Annotated in this window: 20 protein-coding genes; 4 read left to right on the top strand and 16 right to left on the bottom strand. The window is 54.8% G+C overall.

Annotation, left to right across the window (positions count from 1 at the left end; translation table 11 throughout):
* The coding region (locus K5E80_RS16610) for an AAA family ATPase (protein WP_220637392.1) at positions 1–618 on the bottom strand (618 nt) is incomplete at its 3' end.
* Between K5E80_RS16610 and K5E80_RS17000 the strand changes: the two genes are divergently transcribed.
* Entirely contained in the window at positions 617–748 is a 132-nt protein-coding gene (locus tag K5E80_RS17000; RefSeq protein WP_281420152.1) for a hypothetical protein, read from the top strand. The two genes, K5E80_RS16610 and K5E80_RS17000, sit on opposite strands and share 2 nt — an antisense overlap.
* Here the strand turns inward: K5E80_RS17000 and K5E80_RS16605 are convergent.
* From K5E80_RS16605 to bssC, 3 genes are read right to left on the bottom strand one after another with little or no spacing between them, the layout of a single operon-like run.
* Entirely contained in the window at positions 739–960 is a 222-nt protein-coding gene (locus tag K5E80_RS16605; RefSeq protein WP_220634224.1) for a benzylsuccinate synthase beta subunit family protein, read from the bottom strand. The genes K5E80_RS17000 and K5E80_RS16605 overlap by 10 nt on opposite strands.
* A gap of 14 nt (positions 961–974) precedes the next feature.
* A complete protein-coding gene (gene bssA / locus K5E80_RS16600) occupies positions 975–3,560 on the bottom strand; it encodes a benzylsuccinate synthase subunit alpha (RefSeq protein ID WP_343213269.1) in 2,586 nt (861 codons plus the stop codon).
* 26 nt (positions 3,561–3,586) lie between these two features.
* Positions 3,587–3,769, bottom strand: a complete 183-nt coding sequence (bssC, locus tag K5E80_RS16595; RefSeq protein WP_220634226.1) for a benzylsuccinate synthase subunit gamma — start codon at positions 3,767–3,769, stop codon at positions 3,587–3,589.
* 414 nt (positions 3,770–4,183) lie between these two features.
* Between bssC and K5E80_RS16590 the strand changes: the two genes are divergently transcribed.
* From K5E80_RS16590 to K5E80_RS16580, 3 genes are all read left to right on the top strand, one after another.
* The gene (locus tag K5E80_RS16590; RefSeq protein ID WP_220634227.1) at positions 4,184–5,887 is read left to right on the top strand and encodes a sigma-54-dependent Fis family transcriptional regulator; all 1,704 of its coding nucleotides are present in this window, start codon (positions 4,184–4,186) and stop codon (positions 5,885–5,887) included.
* Between the two features lie 197 nt (positions 5,888–6,084).
* On the top strand, positions 6,085–6,267 hold the full coding sequence (locus tag K5E80_RS17265; protein ID WP_220634228.1) for an FAD-dependent monooxygenase: 183 nt from the start codon (positions 6,085–6,087) through the stop codon (positions 6,265–6,267).
* Positions 6,268–6,579: 312 nt separating this feature from the next.
* Positions 6,580–7,476: a DMT family transporter gene (locus K5E80_RS16580; RefSeq protein WP_220634229.1), complete on the top strand. Its 897-nt coding sequence runs from the start codon at positions 6,580–6,582 to the stop codon at positions 7,474–7,476.
* A gap of 29 nt (positions 7,477–7,505) precedes the next feature.
* On the opposite strand, the gene K5E80_RS16575 is transcribed toward K5E80_RS16580, so the two are convergent.
* The 12 genes from K5E80_RS16575 to K5E80_RS16520 form a co-directional block, all read right to left on the bottom strand.
* A complete protein-coding gene (locus tag K5E80_RS16575; protein ID WP_220634230.1) occupies positions 7,506–8,945 on the bottom strand; it encodes an amidohydrolase in 1,440 nt (479 codons plus the stop codon).
* A 132-nt stretch (positions 8,946–9,077) separates the two neighbouring features.
* Positions 9,078–10,013, bottom strand: coding sequence for an NAD-dependent epimerase/dehydratase family protein (locus K5E80_RS16570; protein ID WP_220634231.1), 936 nt, complete (start codon positions 10,011–10,013; stop codon positions 9,078–9,080).
* Between the two features lie 10 nt (positions 10,014–10,023).
* A complete protein-coding gene (locus K5E80_RS16565) occupies positions 10,024–10,947 on the bottom strand; it encodes a DUF4037 domain-containing protein (protein ID WP_220634232.1) in 924 nt (307 codons plus the stop codon).
* An 11-nt stretch (positions 10,948–10,958) separates the two neighbouring features.
* The gene (locus K5E80_RS16560) at positions 10,959–11,513 is read right to left on the bottom strand and encodes a YgiT-type zinc finger protein (protein WP_220634233.1); all 555 of its coding nucleotides are present in this window, start codon (positions 11,511–11,513) and stop codon (positions 10,959–10,961) included.
* A gap of 28 nt (positions 11,514–11,541) precedes the next feature.
* Positions 11,542–12,066 carry a hypothetical protein gene (locus K5E80_RS16555; RefSeq protein ID WP_220634234.1) on the bottom strand — a complete coding sequence of 175 codons (525 nt, stop codon included), beginning with the start codon at positions 12,064–12,066 and terminating at the stop codon, positions 11,542–11,544.
* A 21-nt stretch (positions 12,067–12,087) separates the two neighbouring features.
* Positions 12,088–12,375, bottom strand: a complete 288-nt coding sequence (locus K5E80_RS16550) for a MoaD/ThiS family protein (protein WP_220634235.1) — start codon at positions 12,373–12,375, stop codon at positions 12,088–12,090.
* Positions 12,376–12,391: 16 nt separating this feature from the next.
* Positions 12,392–12,967 (bottom strand): DUF4125 family protein, encoded by a 576-nt coding sequence (locus tag K5E80_RS16545; protein ID WP_220634236.1) that lies wholly within the window; start codon positions 12,965–12,967, stop codon positions 12,392–12,394.
* Entirely contained in the window at positions 12,957–14,699 is a 1,743-nt protein-coding gene (locus K5E80_RS16540) for a vWA domain-containing protein (RefSeq protein WP_220634237.1), read from the bottom strand. Before K5E80_RS16540 ends, K5E80_RS16545 begins: the two co-directional genes overlap by 11 nt.
* 36 nt (positions 14,700–14,735) lie before the next feature.
* Positions 14,736–15,602: an AAA family ATPase gene (locus K5E80_RS16535; protein WP_220634238.1), complete on the bottom strand. Its 867-nt coding sequence runs from the start codon at positions 15,600–15,602 to the stop codon at positions 14,736–14,738.
* 258 nt (positions 15,603–15,860) lie between these two features.
* Positions 15,861–16,091, bottom strand: coding sequence for a benzylsuccinate synthase beta subunit family protein (locus tag K5E80_RS17260; RefSeq protein WP_220634239.1), 231 nt, complete (start codon positions 16,089–16,091; stop codon positions 15,861–15,863).
* Between the two features lie 88 nt (positions 16,092–16,179).
* Positions 16,180–18,774 carry a glycyl radical protein gene (locus K5E80_RS16525; RefSeq protein WP_220634240.1) on the bottom strand — a complete coding sequence of 865 codons (2,595 nt, stop codon included), beginning with the start codon at positions 18,772–18,774 and terminating at the stop codon, positions 16,180–16,182.
* A 23-nt stretch (positions 18,775–18,797) separates the two neighbouring features.
* On the bottom strand, positions 18,798–18,974 hold the full coding sequence (locus tag K5E80_RS16520) for a benzylsuccinate synthase gamma subunit family protein (RefSeq protein WP_220634241.1): 177 nt from the start codon (positions 18,972–18,974) through the stop codon (positions 18,798–18,800).
* Between the last annotated feature and the right edge of the window lie 22 nt (positions 18,975–18,996).

Below are 18,996 nucleotides of genomic sequence, written 5' to 3'. Positions count from 1 at the left end.
CTGCTCAGGGCTGACCAAAGTCTTCTTCCGCAGCACTTCCTTCTCCACCTCGTTGGGGAGAAAGTCCATGGTGGTGACGTAGAAGCGGTCGCGCAGCGCCGGGTCGAGTAGTTCCGTGCCGACGAATTCGGCGCCCTCGTTGAGGGTGGCGAAGAATACTACGCCGGGCGCGACCTGCAGCAGGCCCAGTTCATCCATCCACACCTGACGGTCGTCGGAGAGGATGGAGAACAGCATATTGAGCGCCTTCGGGTGCTCGGGCCGGTTTATTTCCTCCAGGTGGATGATGCAGTTGGGTGTACGGATCGCCTGTGGAAAGAGGAACTGCTTGTACTTGGTCTCGCCGTTTTCGAGCGCGTACTCGCCGAACAGTTGTCCCGGTTCGGAGAGCACTCCGATCTGGAAAGTCGCCAAGGGCAACCGATGCACGGCGGCGTATTGCCTGACGAGAGAGGACTTGCCACATCCCTGCTTGCCGACGACCAGCACATTGACCGGGTGTCGATGCGATATCTTGTTGATCTTGTCGAGGAAACTCAGGATTTCGGTCGACAGATAGTAGTAGGGATCGGCGTCCGGGATGAGAACGCTGTTGAGATTGCTGCCAGGATTTTTCATGATAGGCGCGCTTATTCTGGTCGGTGGGCGCAGACTGACGACACGGACGACCTTCGACGCCCGCGCCGTCGCCAGAGAACTGACGGCGGAAGCCTTACAGGCTTTCCGCCTACCTGCCACCTACACGTGATCGCGGAAGCTCAGTTCGCCCTCCTCATACCGGCTGCAGGTCGAGTGGGCAACATCGCTGATCCAGCGTTTCCAGACGCCGCCCAGCGCGTGGCGGTTTACCGTGCATTGGCCGCGCAACGGATCGGTCGGGTCCGGTGTCTGCCACTTGCAGTCGTAGCAGGGCTTGTTGGTATTATCTTCCTTGTGTACTTGCGTGTGTATCACAGTCATGTCAGATATCCAGCTCAAAGGTCGACTTTAAGGAATTCCAGATCCTGAGCGCTGAAATCCTGCTCGTGTCTGGCGATGATGGTGTTCTGGCCGTAGGTCGGGATGTCGACAAAGCGGGCGCTGAAGCCTGAGACGCGGACGATCAGATCCTGATGCTTTTCCGGTTCCCGTTGAGCGGCCTTCAACTCATCGGTGCTCACCACGTTGAACTGGACATGATCGATGTTCAGGTCATGCCAGGTATTCATGTAGGAGTGCCAGATATCGAAGCCATGCTTGGAACGCATGATGGGTACCGACAGGCGTTGATTGAGCAGGTTCGCCTTCTGGTTCTTCTGCACCTTGGATACCGAGCGCAGCACTGCCGTCGGACCCTTCTTGTCGGTACCCATGTAGGGTGAGATGCCACCGTCATCTGCCGCCTCGCCTCCGAAGCGCCCGTCTGGCGTCGGACCGGTACGCGAGCCGACCTCCATGTACAGGCCAACCGCCTGGCCGACGGGGAGTACCGGGCCACCCGAGTAGTTGGTATTCTTGCCCATTTCACCGCCGAGGATGTCCTCGTAGAATTTGCTGATCAGCGTATCAGCTGCCGGATCGTCGTTGCCCCACTTGGGCGCTTTCTTGAAGGCCAAGCGCATATCTTCATGGCCTTCCCAGTTGTCCTTCAGCGCTACCATGAGCTGGGCCATCGTGTACTTCTTTTCGTCGTAGATCAGCTTCTTGATCGCGACCAGGGAGTTGCCTGCAACGATGGTGGTAATCGGGTTGTGCCAGCCGTTGGGCTGCTCGGAGAGTGCGTTGGCATCCATGCCGAGCTCCATACAGCCGTCGTCGAGAGCTGAGACGAAGGGCATTTGCAGAAAGCGGCATTCCATAATTCGGGAGACGTCCTTGCAGCGAATGGCAAAAGCAATCGCGTACTGGTACTGTTTGCGGAAGGCTTCCCACAAGTCGTCGAAGCTCTTGAAATCGACGGCATGGCCCGTTTCCGGTCCCATCTGCATGTCAGCGTAGGACCAATCATAGCCATTGTTGAGCGTGATTTCGAGGATCTTCGCCGGGAAAATAGCGCTGCCGCCTTCGGAACGCGTTTTCTGCGATTTGCGGCGGCCAGCCAGGCCAGGCGACATGCACAGTACGTTAACCCAGTAATGGGATTCTTCTTCTGTGGCGCCATTGCCGGTGAGGCTGTACTTGGAATATTCAAGCATCTGTTTGATGCCAATGTCGTCGTTCTTGATCGACGGGTAACCGAGACCGTCGCGGATGCACTCGAAAACCCAGCGCAACGTCTTAACGCGATTTTTCATCGAGTAGCGGAAGACGATCGACGGTTCGGTAGTGCGAATACGCTTGGCGGCTTCCAGAATCGCGTCCGTCACGTCGTTGCAGGCGTCGGAGCCATCGCCGTTGGTGCCGCCCAAGGTGAGAATGAACAAATCGTTCGATCCTGGAAAAATCTCGCGGTAGGCTCGCGATTTTCCGGCGCCATGTTCCGAAATCTTCAGCCGTTCCATTTCCACGAGTTCGACGACATCCTTGTGCTCCATCGGCTGGAAGCTCTTGTCGATGACGCTGGCCTTGTAATACGGCCACAGTAACGAGTCCTCCTTCTGCGCGTAACCGCTCGCGTAACGTTCGATGGCGTGGCAGATGAGGAAGGTGAACCACTTCGATTGCATCGCGTCCTTCAAGCCCCTGGCCGGTTCGGCAGGCATACGCTGGCAGATGTCAGCGATCTCGAGAAGTTCCTTCTTGCGCATGGGATCAGTCTCGAAGTGCTCGGCGACGATCCGGCACAGCCGCGCGTGCCGCCTGGCCCAGGCGATTACCGCCTTGGAGGCGATGATCATCGCTTCCCAGTTGTCGATCTTGTCGACCCAGTCGAGACCCTTGGTGGCGTTCCAGGGAAACTTCTCCATTTCCGCCTTGGCTTCAGCGATGTGCTTTTCTGCCAGCTTAATCCGGGCGAGCAGGCCGTCTTCGAGGACGGTTTCGTACGGCGGAACAACGCTGTTATAGCCTGAAGCGAATACCGGGCCTTCGATCGTGCTCACCTGATAACCGCGGCGCAGATCGACCGGATCGAAATACTTCTCACAGCGCGACTGTAGACTGAAGGGCTTCCAGTAATTGACGATAGCCTGCGCTTCACTGACAGGCTGTGGCGCATAACTGGTTCCCAGGTAATCCTGCACCGCCATGTACGACAACTCCGGATAGAGCGGGAACATGTTCGGGTCTTCGGCGTGGTAACCGACGATAAACTCGTCAGTATTCAAGACGAGCGTGGAATTATCGAGGACGTGCTTGAGGCCGAGAGCGCGGCGGATCGGTTCCGGCTTGCCAACCGTCGCCTTGTGCGCCTCGGTGATTAGCCGCATGCGCTCGATGCCCGCGGTGACGCTCTTTTCGCAAAACTCGCCGGCCGAGGCGTGTTTCCATCGGCAGCGTGCCTTAAGCCGCCGGGTCCGGGCAGTGGACGGATTTTGCAGATGTTCGTGAAGTTCATCGGCCGGGATATCCTTTTCTGCCGGATTTTCCGGGGGAAACTGAATTACTTTGCCTCTGTATTCCAAGGTTTGTTCGGTGATCATATCGCCCATATCGCCTCCTGCGCAGGTTACACTGACTGGCGCGTGTGGAAAGCGCCGCAGCATTGGTTAAGTTCGAAGACCGGCTTCGTCAGCCAGTATTTGCCTTTCTCGTCTTCCTTTTCAGTGATACAGTCACCCTTCAACTTTTCAAAGTCATCGGCGTCCTCGGGGATCGTGAAAAAGAATTCGCATTCTTTGCATGTCGTCATTTGATTCCTCCTTTTGCTTGGTGTAATTGCTGAACGTTAAGAATGGCGCCGTACGCGGTTTCGCTGTTTTGCGATGCCGACAATGGTGACGCTGTGCCTCTTTCTCCTTATCAACTTCCATGCCACTTGGTCAATCAACTTGTTTTTTAATGGAAGTCTTTCTTTCTCCATTTTTCTTCGAACCCAAGGCGCTATTCTCAATGTCTAATTTGATGAAGCCTGAACTGGCAGAAATGCTGAAATGAACACGATGCAGTGCACCATCAACTCCTTGGTTGGGATTGCGTTTTATACACGGCGCAGGTCCAAGACCCGGTATCGTTAGCGGGCTTCCATAAACCGCGAGATCAAGGCAAACTAGCGCCCTGAACAACGTGCAAGCAAATAGACAGGTACGGTATTCCAGAGGAATACATGAACAATACCAAATACCCGCATATCGGCGATTTGCGCCGCCTGATCCGCTTTTCGACGGTAGACGGAACCATCTGGCTCGCCGAGAATCGCATGCTGCTGATGCATGCGGCGACGCTGGCGGGGCTTCGCAGAGAGATCATCAGTTCGGTCGGCTCGGAGCATGCCCGCCGGATTCTGACACGCATCGGCTACCAGTCCGGTATCCGCGACGCCGAGCTGGCGTGCAAGATCCGCGGCCGCAAAAACCTCATCGATTCCTTTGCCGGTGGGCCACAATTACACATGCTCGAAGGCAACGTCCGCGTCTCGAAGATCAAGCTCGACATGGATATCGCCAAAGGCACGTTCTATGGCGAGTTTCTGTGGGGAAACTCCTGGGAAGCGGAAGCGCACGTCAAGGAGTACGGCCCGCAGACTGATCCGGCCTGCTGGATGTTGATCGGACACGCCTCCGGATTTTCCAGTGCGTTCATGGGCCGCTTCATTTTGTTCAAGGAGGTCGAGTGCGCCGCCTGCGGCCCGGCGCAATGCCGCATCGTCGGCAAGCCGGCCGAGGATTGGCCGGACGCCGCCGAGCACACGCGCTACTACGAAGAAGACTCGATCTTCAGTCGCCTGCTTGATTTGCACAAGGAAGTCGATGTCTTGCGCTCCTCGCTCAACAAGCAACGCCAGGTCGAAGACCTGATTGGTGTGTCGCCTGCGTTCCAGAAAGCCAACGACCTCATGCTCAGGGCCGCCAACACCAATGTGACGGTATTGCTGTTAGGGGAAACCGGCGTTGGCAAGGAACGCTTTGCCCGCGCACTCCACGACTCAAGCAGCCGCAAGGATGCTCCCTTCGTTGCCGTCAACTGCGCGGCGTTGCCGCCCGACCTTATCGACTCCGAACTATTCGGAGCCGAGAAAGGAGCCTTCACCGGCGCCCACGCCAGCCGTGTCGGCCGTTTCGAGCGTGCCGACGGCGGCACGCTGTTCCTCGACGAAATTGGCGAGCTGCCGCTGACGGCGCAGGCCAAGATCCTGCGCGTGCTGCAGGGGGGCGAGGTCGAGCGTCTCGGCGGGAACCAGACGCGCAAGGTTAATGTCCGCATCATCGCGGCCACCAACGTGGACCTGAAAGCGGCTGTCAAGAATGGCGAGTTCCGCTCCGACCTCTTTTATCGTCTCAACGTCTATCCGATTTGGATTCCGCCGCTGCGTGATCGCCCGCTCGATATCCCGCCGTTGGTCGAGGCGATGATCGCCAAGTTCAGTACGGAGCATGCCAAGCGCGACATCGGCATCACAGACAAGGCGCTGAAGGCATTGACGACCTATCACTGGCCCGGCAACGTGCGCGAGTTGGAGAACATGATCGAGCGCGGCATCATCCTCGCCTCGGCCGGCTGCGATATCGAGATCAGCGACCTGTTCCCGAGCCCGGACGACTCTGTCACGAACGAGGAAGGAGTGAACGAGGGCGGCCGAATCGAGGAAAAGACCACAGCCGATGAGCAGCTTCTGTGCGATGCGATCATGGCCACTGGCATGCCGCTCGATGAAATCGAATCGATGCTGTTGCGCAACGCGGTTGAAAGCGCAAAGGGCAACCTCGCCGCCGCGGCACGCATCCTCGGCATCACGCGAGCTCAGCTTACCTATCGCCTCAAACGTGGCGAAAGCACGCCACAACTCATCAGTGAAAGCTCGCAATGCTGAGCAGGGCGAAGAAGTTTGCTGCCGCTACAGGACCGGCGAAAACGAGTCCAGGAGACCGACCGAAGACGTCCGTCTTAATCTGCGCCGCCACGTCACCGTATTTTCATTCTTAAAATCTCAGTTCGAAACTTGTTGCACTTCGCACTTGGAACCGCCATAGTTAAAATTGAGAATTGCGAAAATCTCTCGCTCGTGTTATGCCGAACGAGTCGCTCAACGCTTCTAATGTCTTTAGTTGCCAAAACCATGAGAGGGGGGAAAGTAACATACAAGAACATGAAGTTATCATCGTCGGCTCCGGCCCTGCTGGTTCCTTGTGTGCCAAGGCATTGAAACAGGAAGGGATTGATGTTCTGATTCTCGAAAAAGACAAACTGTGAAATATGTCATATGGAATGCGGCAATGATGCAATTTCGCGCGGTGACGACATTCATGTGATTGATCCCGGCAGATGCACGGAATGCCCGGGACTCCATGAAGAGCCCCGCTGCGTGACTGTATGTGCGGTCGCTTGCATCATTCCTGATCCGGAAAGGCCGTACCGGAATTGAGCACGATTTTCTTTTACTGTTCTATATATGGTGATATGTCAATATAATAATTATCAGGCCGAATTGAGAGGGTGTGGAATTGTTTCAATAGGTAGCTCCGCAAGGAGAGGGCGTGAGACCTCCAGTTTTCCTGTAACCGATTGAAATCTTCTTACTTTACCGGCGTCTGGCTGGCTATCCTGGCTGCATTCGGCTTTTCCTTCAAAGCGATACTGGTAAAGCTGGCCTATGCCCAACCCGCTGCCGTCCCGGTGGCAGTGATCACCTTGCTGCTACTCCGCATGGTGTTTGCTTTCCCGGTGTTTTTCTTTGTCGGCTTGCGCGAATCGCGCAACGCAGCGCCGCTAAGCGCTCGCGACTGGGCTGCGCTCGTCGCTCTTGGCCTGCTTGGCTATTACGGCGCGGTCATGCTCGATTTCATGGGCTTGCGCTATATCTCGGCGGGCTTGGAGAGGCTGATCGCCTTTACCCATCCGACCATGACCGTCCTGTTCGGCGCACTGCTGCTCGGCAAGCGTATCGAGCGGCGCGAATGGGTAGCGCTGAGCCTGTGCTATGTCGGCATGGCTGTGGCTTTTGTCCACGACCTTGGAGCGAGTGCCGATGCGGCTGGAATCTGGATTGGCGGCGCCCTGGTTTTTGCCTCCGCGCTGTGCTACGCCTTGTACCTGGTCGGCGCAGGGCAGATGATACAAAGGATAGGTCCTTCGCGGTTCAGCGCGCTGGCGATGCTGGTGTCGACGGCCGCTGTCCTGGCTCATTTCCTCGCCACCCAGCCGCTGTCCGCGCTGCTGCAGCCCTGGCCGATCTATGCGCTGGGCCTGAGCCTGGCACTGTTTTCCACGATCCTGCCGGTGTTCGCCCAATCCGCCGCCATGCGTCATATCGGCGCCGGTCGTGCCGCCCTGATCGGTAGCATCGGCCCCCTGCTGACGATATTCTTCGGCAATTGGCTTTTGGAGGAAGTGATTTCACCAGCGCAGATTGCCGGAGCCTTGCTGGTGATTGCCGGCGTAATCGTCGTCAGCCGCCGCTGAAGCGACTGCCCCGGTCGCTGCTACAAGGATCAGCGGTTCCAGACCAGTTTCCCGTCGAGCAGCGTCATCAGCACCCGCGCGTCGAGTAGCTCATCCGCCAAGCCCTTGTCTGCGCCACACTCGAGGATGACCAGGTCGGCCAGTTGTCCCACGGCGAGGGAGCCCTTCAGCGTTTCCTCGCTGCTGCAATAGGCGCCAGCACTGGTGTACATCTCCAGCGCCTGCAACAGGCTGATCGCCTCGTCCTCTCCCAGTCTTGCGCCGCCCTTGACCCGGCGGGTGATGGCGGTCCTGATGGCCTGTAGCGGATCGCAAGGGGTGAGCGGGGAATCCGAACTGAATGCCAGTCTTATTCCATTTTCTATGCAGGATCTATACGGGAATATCCACTTTAACTGCTCTGCTGCCAACTCGCGCAGGTACTCAGGACCAGTTTGGTAGAGCAGGTTCGGTTGCGAAACCACGATGGCACCGCTTTGTGCCAGTTCAGGTAATAACGAAGTGGGGCAGACCGGACAGTGCTCGAAACGCGGACGGTGGCATTCGTCAGGTGCGATGCATCTGACAAATTCCAGCGCTTGCAGAGACATTTGCAGCAGATGGACATCGGGTACATGAAAGGCAAGTTGAAAACCTGCCAGATGAGCACGTAGGGCGGACTGGTTCAGGTCGTCTTGCGGCGGATGGCTGCTTCCGGTGCTTTCGTCCAGTGCGATCTTCATGGCACCCAGTCGCAAATGGTCGTCCCCGTGGCCAGTTTTCAAACCCCTTAGGGCAAACTGTTCGAGGGCATCGAGTCCGGCATGCATCGCCAGGCGCGGCGTCAGAAACCCCCGCTGTTTGAATATCTGCATTCTCTGCCAGTGCGGATAGGCGTTTGACCAACTCGTATCCTGAAGCGAAGTGATTCCATGTGACAAATATTCCTGACTGGCATCGCGCAAGCCGATTTCGACTTCGTCATCACCCAAGGGTGGAATCGCTCTTGCCACCAGTTCGCTATTGCCCGATACAACCCCGTTAGGCAAGCCGGTTATCGGATCACGTAATATCCTGCCGGCATCCGAGTCCGGGGTATTGTTGCTGATGTCGCAGTGCTCCAGTGCCCGGCTATTCAGCACGCAATGCTGGCCAGAGCGTTCCACAAGCACTACAGGGAGATGGGGCACGGCCTGATCCAGTTCCCAGCGATCGGGCAAGCGTTGTTCAGCAATTATCGAGATATCGTAATTGGCTCCCCGGATCCAGCGTTCGTCCGCGACCTCACCGGCCTTTATTCTTAAGGCTGCCTGAAGGTCACTGATACAGCGTATTTGCGGTGAGGAGCAATCCAGGTATCTCTGGGTAATGGCGAAGGCGATTGGGTGGCAGTGTGCATCGTTGAATCCAGGCAGGACAATGCCTCCTTGACAATCCAGCATGCGCGTGTCCGGACCTTTCAGATCGCCCAGTGCGTCCTTCGATCCCATGAAGAGAATTTTGTTTCCCTTAATGGCAATGAGTTCAGGGCCAGCACATTCTTGTGAAAATGTGATGGCCTTGAGGTTGCACAGAATCAGATCAACTGCCATTTCGCAAGGCTAGCGCTGCGGAAAGGGAATTCAGGCAGCGGGAGAATTTCGCTGTTTTTGTACCATCAGGTAATACTTGAGCGCTTCGCGCAAGCCTTTCTTGAATGGGGTGTACTCAAAATCGAAAAGCCGTTTTATTTTCGCCCCAGAGTAGAGCAAATGTTCGTTTATGGGGAAAGGCAAAGGAATTCCCTGGCGGTCGATTTCCACTGCTGGCATACGGACCGGATCGATGGTTTTTCCCGTGATCTCGCCCAATACTTCGACTATGCGTGAATAGGAAACGAGTTCGTCCGAAGCCAGATTGAAAGTCTGGGTATAAGTTCGTTCATCGCCGATACAGCGGATGATCATGCGCGCCATGTCCACAACCCAGATGAAGCTGAACAGGGCCAGATCATGCTGAGGAATGACAATCGGCAGATGGCTGCGCAGCAGATCGAAGAAATAGCTTTCGCGCGGAGCGTAATTATAGTAGCCGTAAATAATTGCCGGCCTGAATATGGTGTATGGAATTCCCCGGCTTTCGCAGATCTGCTGCAACATGATTTCGGACATGGCTTTGTCGTAGCCGTAAGTCGCATAGTTGCCGAGTTCAGGTTGCGCGCCGGTGAGTTGCAGTCCGTCTTCGGCAATCGGCAGGTGCCAGCTCTGCTGATAAACGCTGGTGGTGCTGATGAAAATATATTGACCGATCTTGCCCGGCAGATTGTCGAGCATGGTCTTGATCTGCATGGGGGTGTAGGCGCAGAAATCAACCACGGCATCCCATTCCTTTACGGGAATAGCCTCGCGAATTTGTTCGGCTTGTTCGCGATCGCCGATGAGTTCAGTGACGTCGGTCATGCCCAGCGGACGTCGGCCTCGATTAAACACATGAATAGCACAGTTGCTTTCCTTGGCGAGTTCCTCAACCAGGATGCGTCCGGCAAAATAGCTGCCGCCGATGATCAGGATGTTTCTCATGGAGAGGGATTTAGCCGACCCAGACATTCAATTGGCGCAAACCGGGATCGACTATCCGACTGTGCACAACCGGTCCATGATCGACCAGGAACTTGCTGTCCGAGTCGCTCAGCCCGGCGCTTTGCAGCTCGACGATTACTGCACTGATGATTTCATCGAGGATGAATTTCTTTTCTTCATATTCACAAGTAGCCGTCAGGGCAGTGACCTTCTGCGCCATAAATCTGCCCAGTATGGGCAGGGTCGCGACACCGCGGTGCAGCCATTTGTAGAATGGCGCATAGCTGCGGTTGAGCAAATACACCAGCGACATGATATCGGAACAGAATTTTGTCTCGGCATATTGCGCGGCAAAATATTCCCCGCGCCAGATGGAGCGATGAAAATTGTATTGTCCAGCCTGTCCGCAGGACATGCAGCGCGCGGCGATCTTCGCCAAGCGGACATCTTCCGGGTAGCCTTGCAGCAATTGTTGACGAATTTTTGAGAACTCGCCGAGTGGATCGACAAACACTTCCCCTGAAGTGCAGGCCGCCAGATTTTTCTCGGGAATGCGCAACCAGTCCGCCAAAGTGGACGGGACGCCGTTTCGTCCCAGAAATCCGCGGTAGAACGTGCCGATTTCAAACACTCCGACACGCCCATCGCCCCATTCGCTGGTCTTGCGTTCGAAACCATGGAAGCTTGTAGTCAGTTTGGCATACTCTGTCTGCAGTTGTGCGCCGAATTGTTCGTAATCCGTTTTGTTCAGCCACCAGCAGAAGCCCGGTCCCCAGTCGTGATCGGTTGAATACTTGTCGTCAAAACCCAGGCAGTCTGATCCGTCACCGACCAAGCCGGCCGCGATACGCTCCTGCTGCGCGGCAAACATCTTCTGGAGCAGGGGCGCCCCGAATTCTTGGTAAAACTCTTTCGCCAGGACAAGTCCGCGCATGGTCGCTGCACCTATTGGTAGTCTATGACGCCGACTTCTTCAGTTCGGCTGAATTGTTTTCTCGCAATCAAGTCGTTCATTCTTCTGCCGACATCTGCTTCGATATATTTCTCGCCACATTGCTGGCACAGTCCTGCTGGGACTTTCTTGATTACATACAATTGACCTTCGAGGCGGTAATCGAAGTTCCCTACTGTGATCTTCTTCATTTCCCCACCACAAAAAAAGCAGGTGCTGAACGGCTCCGTCATGATGTTTTCTCCTCCCGGGTTGCGGTGCAACGCATCGCGCCAGATCGGTGGCGCCGGAATGTAGACAAAGGTGATGATCAGCCAGCCATTGCTGGCGCCGGCACACATCACGTGAAATATCTTTTGCCTTGATTTACCCACCACCAGATAACTTCTGCCGCGCGTTGCATGGTGGTGTTCCTCAAGTAGCCTGCCTGTCAGCAGCACGGTTTCGATATCGGCAACCGTCACAATATTGCCCGCCATCAGTGAGCGAATGACATGTTCCGATAGGATATAACGCGATTCCTGCACCCGCTGGGCAAACCATGCCATTTCATGGGATTGCTCGATGCAGTCCAAGTTACTGATCTATCCCTGCGAAGATGGCATCATCGTTTTCGAACATCTGCCTGAATTTCTCCTTGGCGCCGATGCGGACGCGCTCGGCCTGCTCCGGATCCAGATTTCTGCCCTGGATCCATTTCTCCAGATTGACCCCGCCGGGCAGCCATTTTTCGAGCGTTTCGCGTTCGAACATCCAGGCTTTGTCTCTGACTCCCAAGGAGGAGAGGATTGTCCAGACGTCCTCGCGCAAATCGTGGTGGCAATACACGCACATTACGCAGCGATTCAGCTGGAATTCAGTAATCAGCTTGCGGTCATACTTTACGGCAGGCACTTTCCTATCTTCGACGAAAGGATCGAGCTTTCTAGCCAGTTCTTCCATCTCCTCGCGCTGGCCGAATACCAGCCACTTTCCCCATTTTTCCAGATATTCCTTGTTGGTCAGGGGAACCCCGTTCAGGTTGATATAGTGGTAGCCCCGATACACATGATCGAAAGGGACTACGAAAATGAAATGCGAACCGGGCCGGTCAACGATCATGTCCGTAACTCCTTTACATTCTTATCCGCCGGCGATGGCCGGGATCACGTTTACCACGTCATCGGGCGAAATGGCTGTTTTTACCCCGTCCAGGTACCCGATATTGCGGCCATTAATGAAGAACACGAATTGCTTCGAAATGTTCCCCACCTCATCGCAGATGGCCTGTTTGAAGCCTGGGTTCCTCTCGTCTATCAGCATTATCAAATCGGCAATCGTGGTCTTTTCTGCAATGCTTAAAGCCATATCGCTCTGCAGAACGTTCAGCGATGGGATGCCCAGCAGGTTGAGGGTTACGGTAATATTCATGTATTGCCCATTTATCTTAGTGAACGTCGCAAAGCCGACTCAGTTCCTGTTCGGCATGAGCGAGGTCGCGGTAGCCATTCTTGTGCACTAGCCGCTGCAGGGCTTCTATTGCCAGATTGCGGTCTTGCTCCAGCGCGGCATTCAGGTTCTCATAATAGAGTTCTAAAGTGTGATCACCGTAGGTTTCCAATTCGCAGCCGAGATAAATAGAGAAATTCTTGCCGTCCCCGGTCTGGGCCATGCTGCGACAGCAACGCTGGTAGAGCGCAGGAAAATTATGCTGAAGTTCATCCTGCCATACGTTCTCAATGGCTACGATGATCGGGATCAGGGGATTATCGGACAACGGCGGGATCAGATTGTCCATGCGCGCATACTTTTCCATCAGAAGATTGCGCTGATCATCTGCAGCTTGCTTGAGGTCATCGAGATAGGACGCAAGCATCTCCTCGGTCCAGGTCTCGAAAAGACTGGATCGGATCATTTTGAAATTGTCAGGGGCACTCTGGCACGATGCACGATGCGCACTCTTGACGCGCACAAACATCTGCCATTCCATCGCCAAGACCTGATCGAGAAGTTCACTTTTCACTTGTGCCTCGTCGTCCTTCCCTCATTTCGTTGATGATCAGCGTACCAAATAGCTGTGGCAATTGCTCGGTCTTATCGACAAACTGCACCAGCTTGCCATATTCATCCTTGAGTGACTGCTTGGCCGCCAAACCGCAGCTGATGCCCAGAGTGAGCAGACTGACTCCGTTCTTCTTGCAATAGGTAATCGCATCGCTGACACCGCAGCCCCAGTTGGAAGCGCCATCGGTAATATGGATCAGCAATGTTTTCTTACCTAGGGTTTTGGTACTTAGAGCGGTAGCGATGATGGCTTCGCCCGAGGCGGTTTTTCCATGCGGCAATACCATCAGCATGTGACCACCACGGTATAGCTCCGTGATCCGACAGGCATTTTTCACTTCGTTATACGCATAGATTCTGGCGTTGCTGGCGTAGCACTGAATTGCCGCAAACAGCGTCTGATAGATCATCTCGGCCCGGTCCCATTTGGTCGGATCAGCCATTGAGCCGGTGGCATCCACCAGCAGCACCACATTCTTTCTCAAGTCAAATTCATGCTTCTTCTGTTGAAAGACTGCACCGGTGGTATGGGCACGGTACAAGCTCCTTCTGTGAATCTTTCCGGTCGTCAGTCCCCGGTTGAAGATGCTTCTGCGCTCCGTGGCGGTTCTCACCACTTGCTTGAGTTTGTTGAGCAATGCCTTATTCACTTTGTCACGCGCCATCATGACGATATCGTTGCCTTCGATGCGCACGACACCCTCGGCATTGGCGACATTGCCCTTTACCTGTTCGGTGAAGTCCCGATTCTTCTGGGGCAGGGTACGCTCGATCAGCGAGGCATAATTGACGATGGTCGCCTTGACCGCCTTGCGGTCTGCTTCCTCCTGCGCGATATCTTCGTCGCCCATGTCCGGGATCATGAATCTGTCGCTGCGATCGCCTGGCCAGAATCTGATAAGTTGAATTAACTTATTCCAGGTCTGAATGTAGAGTTCAAGACGAAAATCGCAACGGTCGGCTACGCTGGGAATATTGGGGCATTTATGCCGCAAAGCCGGTAACATGGTGTGGAGCAGATCGATAGGCTTCCGGTAAAACTTATCCAGCGTATTGCGTGTCCACATGCCACCGGAAGTCCGATCGGTATAGCCTTCCAGATATAGATTCTCATCCCGGTCCGCCGCCAACCGCCACCATATGTGCAGCATCTCGGAAGCCGTGGGGGGGTTGATCATTGTCCGCAGAGTCTTGACAATGCGCCAAGTACGAGCAGCTTCCGCGTAAAGGCCAAACACATTGCGATTCGCCAGCCCATCGACATAAACGTATTCGCAAATCCTGAAGAAAAGATCAAACTTGTACTCATACTGGGGCTTGAGCTGGAGCCGAAGCTTGGCGATCTCATGCAATCTTTCGCTCCACTCGACCTTTTTATAGGCCTCCTGAATCATGATGCCGACCATCAGGTCCGTATTCGCCGCGGATACCGGATAGCTGCCCATGATCGGTGTTGGGTCAAGCGCCAGCGCGTTTTCCAGCTCCATTCCGGACCAGACAATTTCCCCGACGTTACGCCCAATGAAGGAGGCAATCTTTCTGATTGCCACCAGCAGTTTGACCAGTTCCACCGGTTCAATCGGCGATTTGTCGCGTCTCCAAAAATCAGAGTAGCCCTCTCCACCGGGGATCACGAAGCGCTGGACAACGGCTTCCTGGCTGAGAACTTTCAGTCCCCGATTAGTTGTCATGACAAGCCAACGTTTGTGTCTTGCTTTGGTGGGGCATCATTCATTGGTGATGTACTGTACGAATTCAGTTTTGCCTTTTTCAATCTTGTTGAGATTGATATGCAGAGACAATAATACTGATTCAAGGGTCTGCTTGTCTGTCTGCAGACTGGTGACGATGGCATCCCTCAGGCTGCCGCCTGCAGCGATCATTTCGCCGATCATCAGAATTTTGCGCGTGGATACTTCAACGCCGAGCTCGGCATTGCCGCGAATGCTGTTTGCGACTTCGATGATTTCCTTGGCCTGCTCATAGGTCACGCCAGTTTTTTTCTGGAGTACCTCGGTTTCCACTTCGTTGGGCAGGAAGTCCATGGTGGTCACATAGAATCTGTCCCTCAGTGCCGGATCGAGCAGTTCCGTGCCGACGAATTCCGCGCCCTCGTTGAGCGTCGCGAAGAACACTACACCATCCGCCACTTGCAGCAATCCCAATTCGTCCATCCAGACCTGACGGTCGTCTGACAGAATGGAAAACAGCATGTTCAGGGCTTTGGGATGTTCGGGGCGGTTGATTTCTTCCAGGTGAATCACGCAGTTTGGTGTTTGTATGGCCTGGGGAAAAAGGAATTGCTTATACTTGGTTTCCCCGTTTTCGAGGGCATATTCGCCGAACAACTGCCCTGGCTCAGAAAGGATGCCAATCTGAAAGGTGGCCAAAGGCAGTTTATTGACCGCTGCGTATTGGCGTACCAGGGAGGATTTCCCGCAGCCCTGCTTGCCAACGACCAGGATATTGACAGGGTGTTTTTTTGAAATCTTGTTGAATTTGGCCAGAAACCCCTGCGTTTCCGTGCTTACATAGTAATAGGGGTCGACTTCGGGTACAAAAACACTGTTTGCATTGTTAAGTGATGATTTCATGGTGCTCCAAAGCTACTATCATTAATGTAAACTCGAATTGAGGTAGGCACGAATTGCCGGGTGCAAGCCGGGAAACACCCGCCCCCGGCAAGGCTCCGGGAAGATTCCAGATCGCCAGCTTTCCGTGGCGTGACGCATACCGGTCTTGTTTTAGGGAGATCGCCCCTCCTGCTGCGCTGATTTGTTATTATGTCCTTGTCCTGAAAGTGGCAATGGCTTGATTAATGATACAGCCAGCTTTTCAGGCGATGGCGAGTGCTAGACGTGCTCCCGGAAGCTTAGTTTGCCTTCCTCATGACGGCTACAGGTCAAATGCTCAACGTCTCTTAGCCATCTCTTCCAAACGCCGCCCATCGCATGACGGTTGACGGTGCACTGACCGCGCTTCGGATCGGTCGGATCCGGTGTTTGCCACTTGCAAGTCTTGCATGGCTTGGTAGTTCCTTCTTCAACGTGCGGTTGGTTCTGTACGTTTTTTTTCGCTTCCATATGATTTGCTCCGGGCTCCTAAATCATTTGCTTGTTTATTGCGGTAGGGAACTTGAATTAAGCTGAAGTTCCCCGCCGCAGTTGTGTATTAAATATCTACATTCAGAAACTCAAGGTCTGCAGCGCTGAAATCCTGCTCATTGCGGGCGATGATGGTATTTTGCCCATAGGTTGGGATGTCAACGAAACGCGCACTGTAGCCGGAAACCCGTACGATCAAATCCTGATGCTTTTCGGGTTCGCGTTGTGCTGCCTTCAGTTCGTCCGTGCTCACCACATTGAACTGGACATGATCGATGTTCAGTTCATGCCAGGTGTCCATGTAGGAGTGCCAGATATCGAAGCCATGCTTGGAACGCATGATCGGCACAGACAGGCGCTGGTTCAGCAGATTGGCCTTCTGGTTCTTCTGCACCTTGGAAACCGAACGCAATACCGCCGTGGGACCTTTCTTGTCGGTGCCCATATAGGGTGAGATGCCACCGTCATCAGCAGCTTCGCCGCCGAAACGACCGTCCGGCGTCGGACCGGTGCGTGAGCCGACTTCCATGTACAAGCCCACCGCCTGGCCGGTCGGCATCACCGGACCGCCCGAGTAGTTGGTGATCTTGCGCATCTCGCCGCCAATGATATCCTCGTAGAAGTTCTTGATGATTTCATCGGCATAGGGATCGTCGTTGCCCCACTTTGGCGTCTTCTTGAAATCAGTGCGCATTTCCTCGAAGCCTTCCCAGTTGGACAGCAGCGCCTCGTTGAGCTGCTCGAGGGTGTATTTCTTGTCGTCGAACACCAGTTTCTTGATGGCAACCAACGAGTTGGCCGCGACGATCGTTGTGATCGGATTGTGCCAACCATTGGGTTGCTCGGACAGTGCATTGGCTTCAGCTCCCAGTTCCATGCAACCGTCATCGATGGCGGAAACGAAAGGCATCTGCAGGCACCTTGCCTCGAAATAGCGCGAGACATCCTTGGTGCTAATGCACAGATTGATGGCGTATTGGTATTGCTTGCGGAACGCCTCCCAAACATCCTGGAAGGTCTTCAGCGTCTTGATATCGCCAGTCTGAGGACCAAGTTGCATGTCGGCGTACGACCAATCGTAGCCGTTGTTGAGCGTGATTTCCAGAAGTTTGGCCGGGAAGATCGAGCCGCCGCCTTCGGAGCGGGTCTTCTGTGTCTTGCGGCGACCGGCTATGCCCGGCGACATGCACAGCACGTTCACCCAACTGTGCGCTTCCTCATCGGTGGCGCCATTGCCGGTCAGGCTGTACTTGGCATAGTCCTTCATCTGTTGTGTGCCAATGTCGTCGTGCTTGATCGAGGGATAGCCGAGACCATCGCGAACGCACTCGAACACCCAGCGTAAGGTCTTTTCCCGGTTCTTCTTCGAATAGCGGAAGACGATCGAGGGCTCGGCCGTACGGATGCGCTTGGCCGCTTCCAGGATGGCGTCGGTCATGTCGTTGCAGGCGTCGGAGCCATCGCCGAGGGTGCCGCCGACCGTCAGAATGAACAAGTCGTTCGAGCCGGGGAAGATTTCCCGGTAGGCGCGGGATTTTCCGGCGCCATGCTCGGAGATCTTCAGTCGCTCCATTTCCACCATTTCCACAGCCCCCATGTGATCCATCGGCTGGAAGCTCTTGTCGATCACGCTGGCCTTGTAGTACGGCCACAGCAGCGTATCTTCCTTCTGCGCATAGCCGCTCGCGTAGCGCTCGATGGCATGGCAGATGAGGAAGGTGAAGAATTTCGCCTGCATGGCGTCTTTCAGACCCTTGCAGGGCTCGGCCGGCACGCGCTGGCAAATGTCGGCGATCTCGAGCAGTTCTTTCTGGCGTTTCGGATCTGTCTCGAAATGTTCCGCGACAATCTTGCACAAGCGCGCATGCCGCCGTGCCCAGCTGATGACCGCCTTGCAGGCGATGACCATGGCTTTCCAGTTGTCGATCTTGGCGATATTGTCGAGTCCCTTGGTGCCGTTCCAGGGGAAGGTCATCATATCCTTCTGGGCTTCGGCGATGTGGCTTTCCGCAAGGCGGATGCGCGCCAGCAAGCCATCTTCCAGCACGGTTTCATAAGGCGGCACAATGCTGTTGTAGCCGGAGGCGAAGGATGGAGCTTCCATGCTGCTGACCTGGTACATACGGCCCAGATCCTTCATGTCAAAGTACGGTTGGCACTTGCTTTGCAGGCTGTGCGGCTTCCAGTATTCATTGATTTCGGCCGCTTCCTTGGCCGGCTGCGGTGAGTAATCGCTCTTCAGGTAATCATCCACTGCCATGTGCGACAGTTCCGGATAAAGCGGGAACATGTTCGGGTCTTCGGCGTGATAGCCGACGATGAATTCGTCCTGCTGCAGCACCAGGGTAGATTTGTTCAGTACATTCTCCAAACCCAGCGCGCGTCGGATCACCTCCGGCTTGCCGACGCTGGCCTTGTGGGCTTCGGTCAAATAGCGCATCCGCTCGATGCCGGCAGTCACGCTTTTTTCAATGAACTCACCAGCCGAAGCATGTTTCCAGCGGCAGCGATCCTTGAGCCGCTTGGTCCGCGCCGTCGAGGGCTTCTGTAGGTGTTCATGCAGATCTTCAGCCGGTAACTTTGCTTCCGCAGGATCTTCCGGGGAAAAATTAAGCGTTTTCCCTCTGTATTCCAATACCTTTGCGTCTAACATTTGATTCATGTCCGTCTCCTTGAGTTCCGGGGTTAACGCTTCATGCGAAAGGCATCACACTGTTCAGTGTTTTCGAATACCGGCTTGGAAAGCCAATACTTGCCCTTTTCGTCTTCTTTTTCCATTACGCAATCAGCTTTGCCGGCGGCATAATCGTCCGCACCTTCCGGGATCAAGAAAAATTGCGTACATTCCTTACACGTTGCCATGATTCATTCCTCCATTTAACTA

This window comes from Georgfuchsia toluolica, assembly GCF_907163265.1.
GTDB lineage: Bacteria > Pseudomonadota > Gammaproteobacteria > Burkholderiales > Rhodocyclaceae > Georgfuchsia > Georgfuchsia toluolica.
Note: the sequence above shows the minus strand (reverse complement) of the source record. Positions and strands in the feature narration are given on the sequence as shown.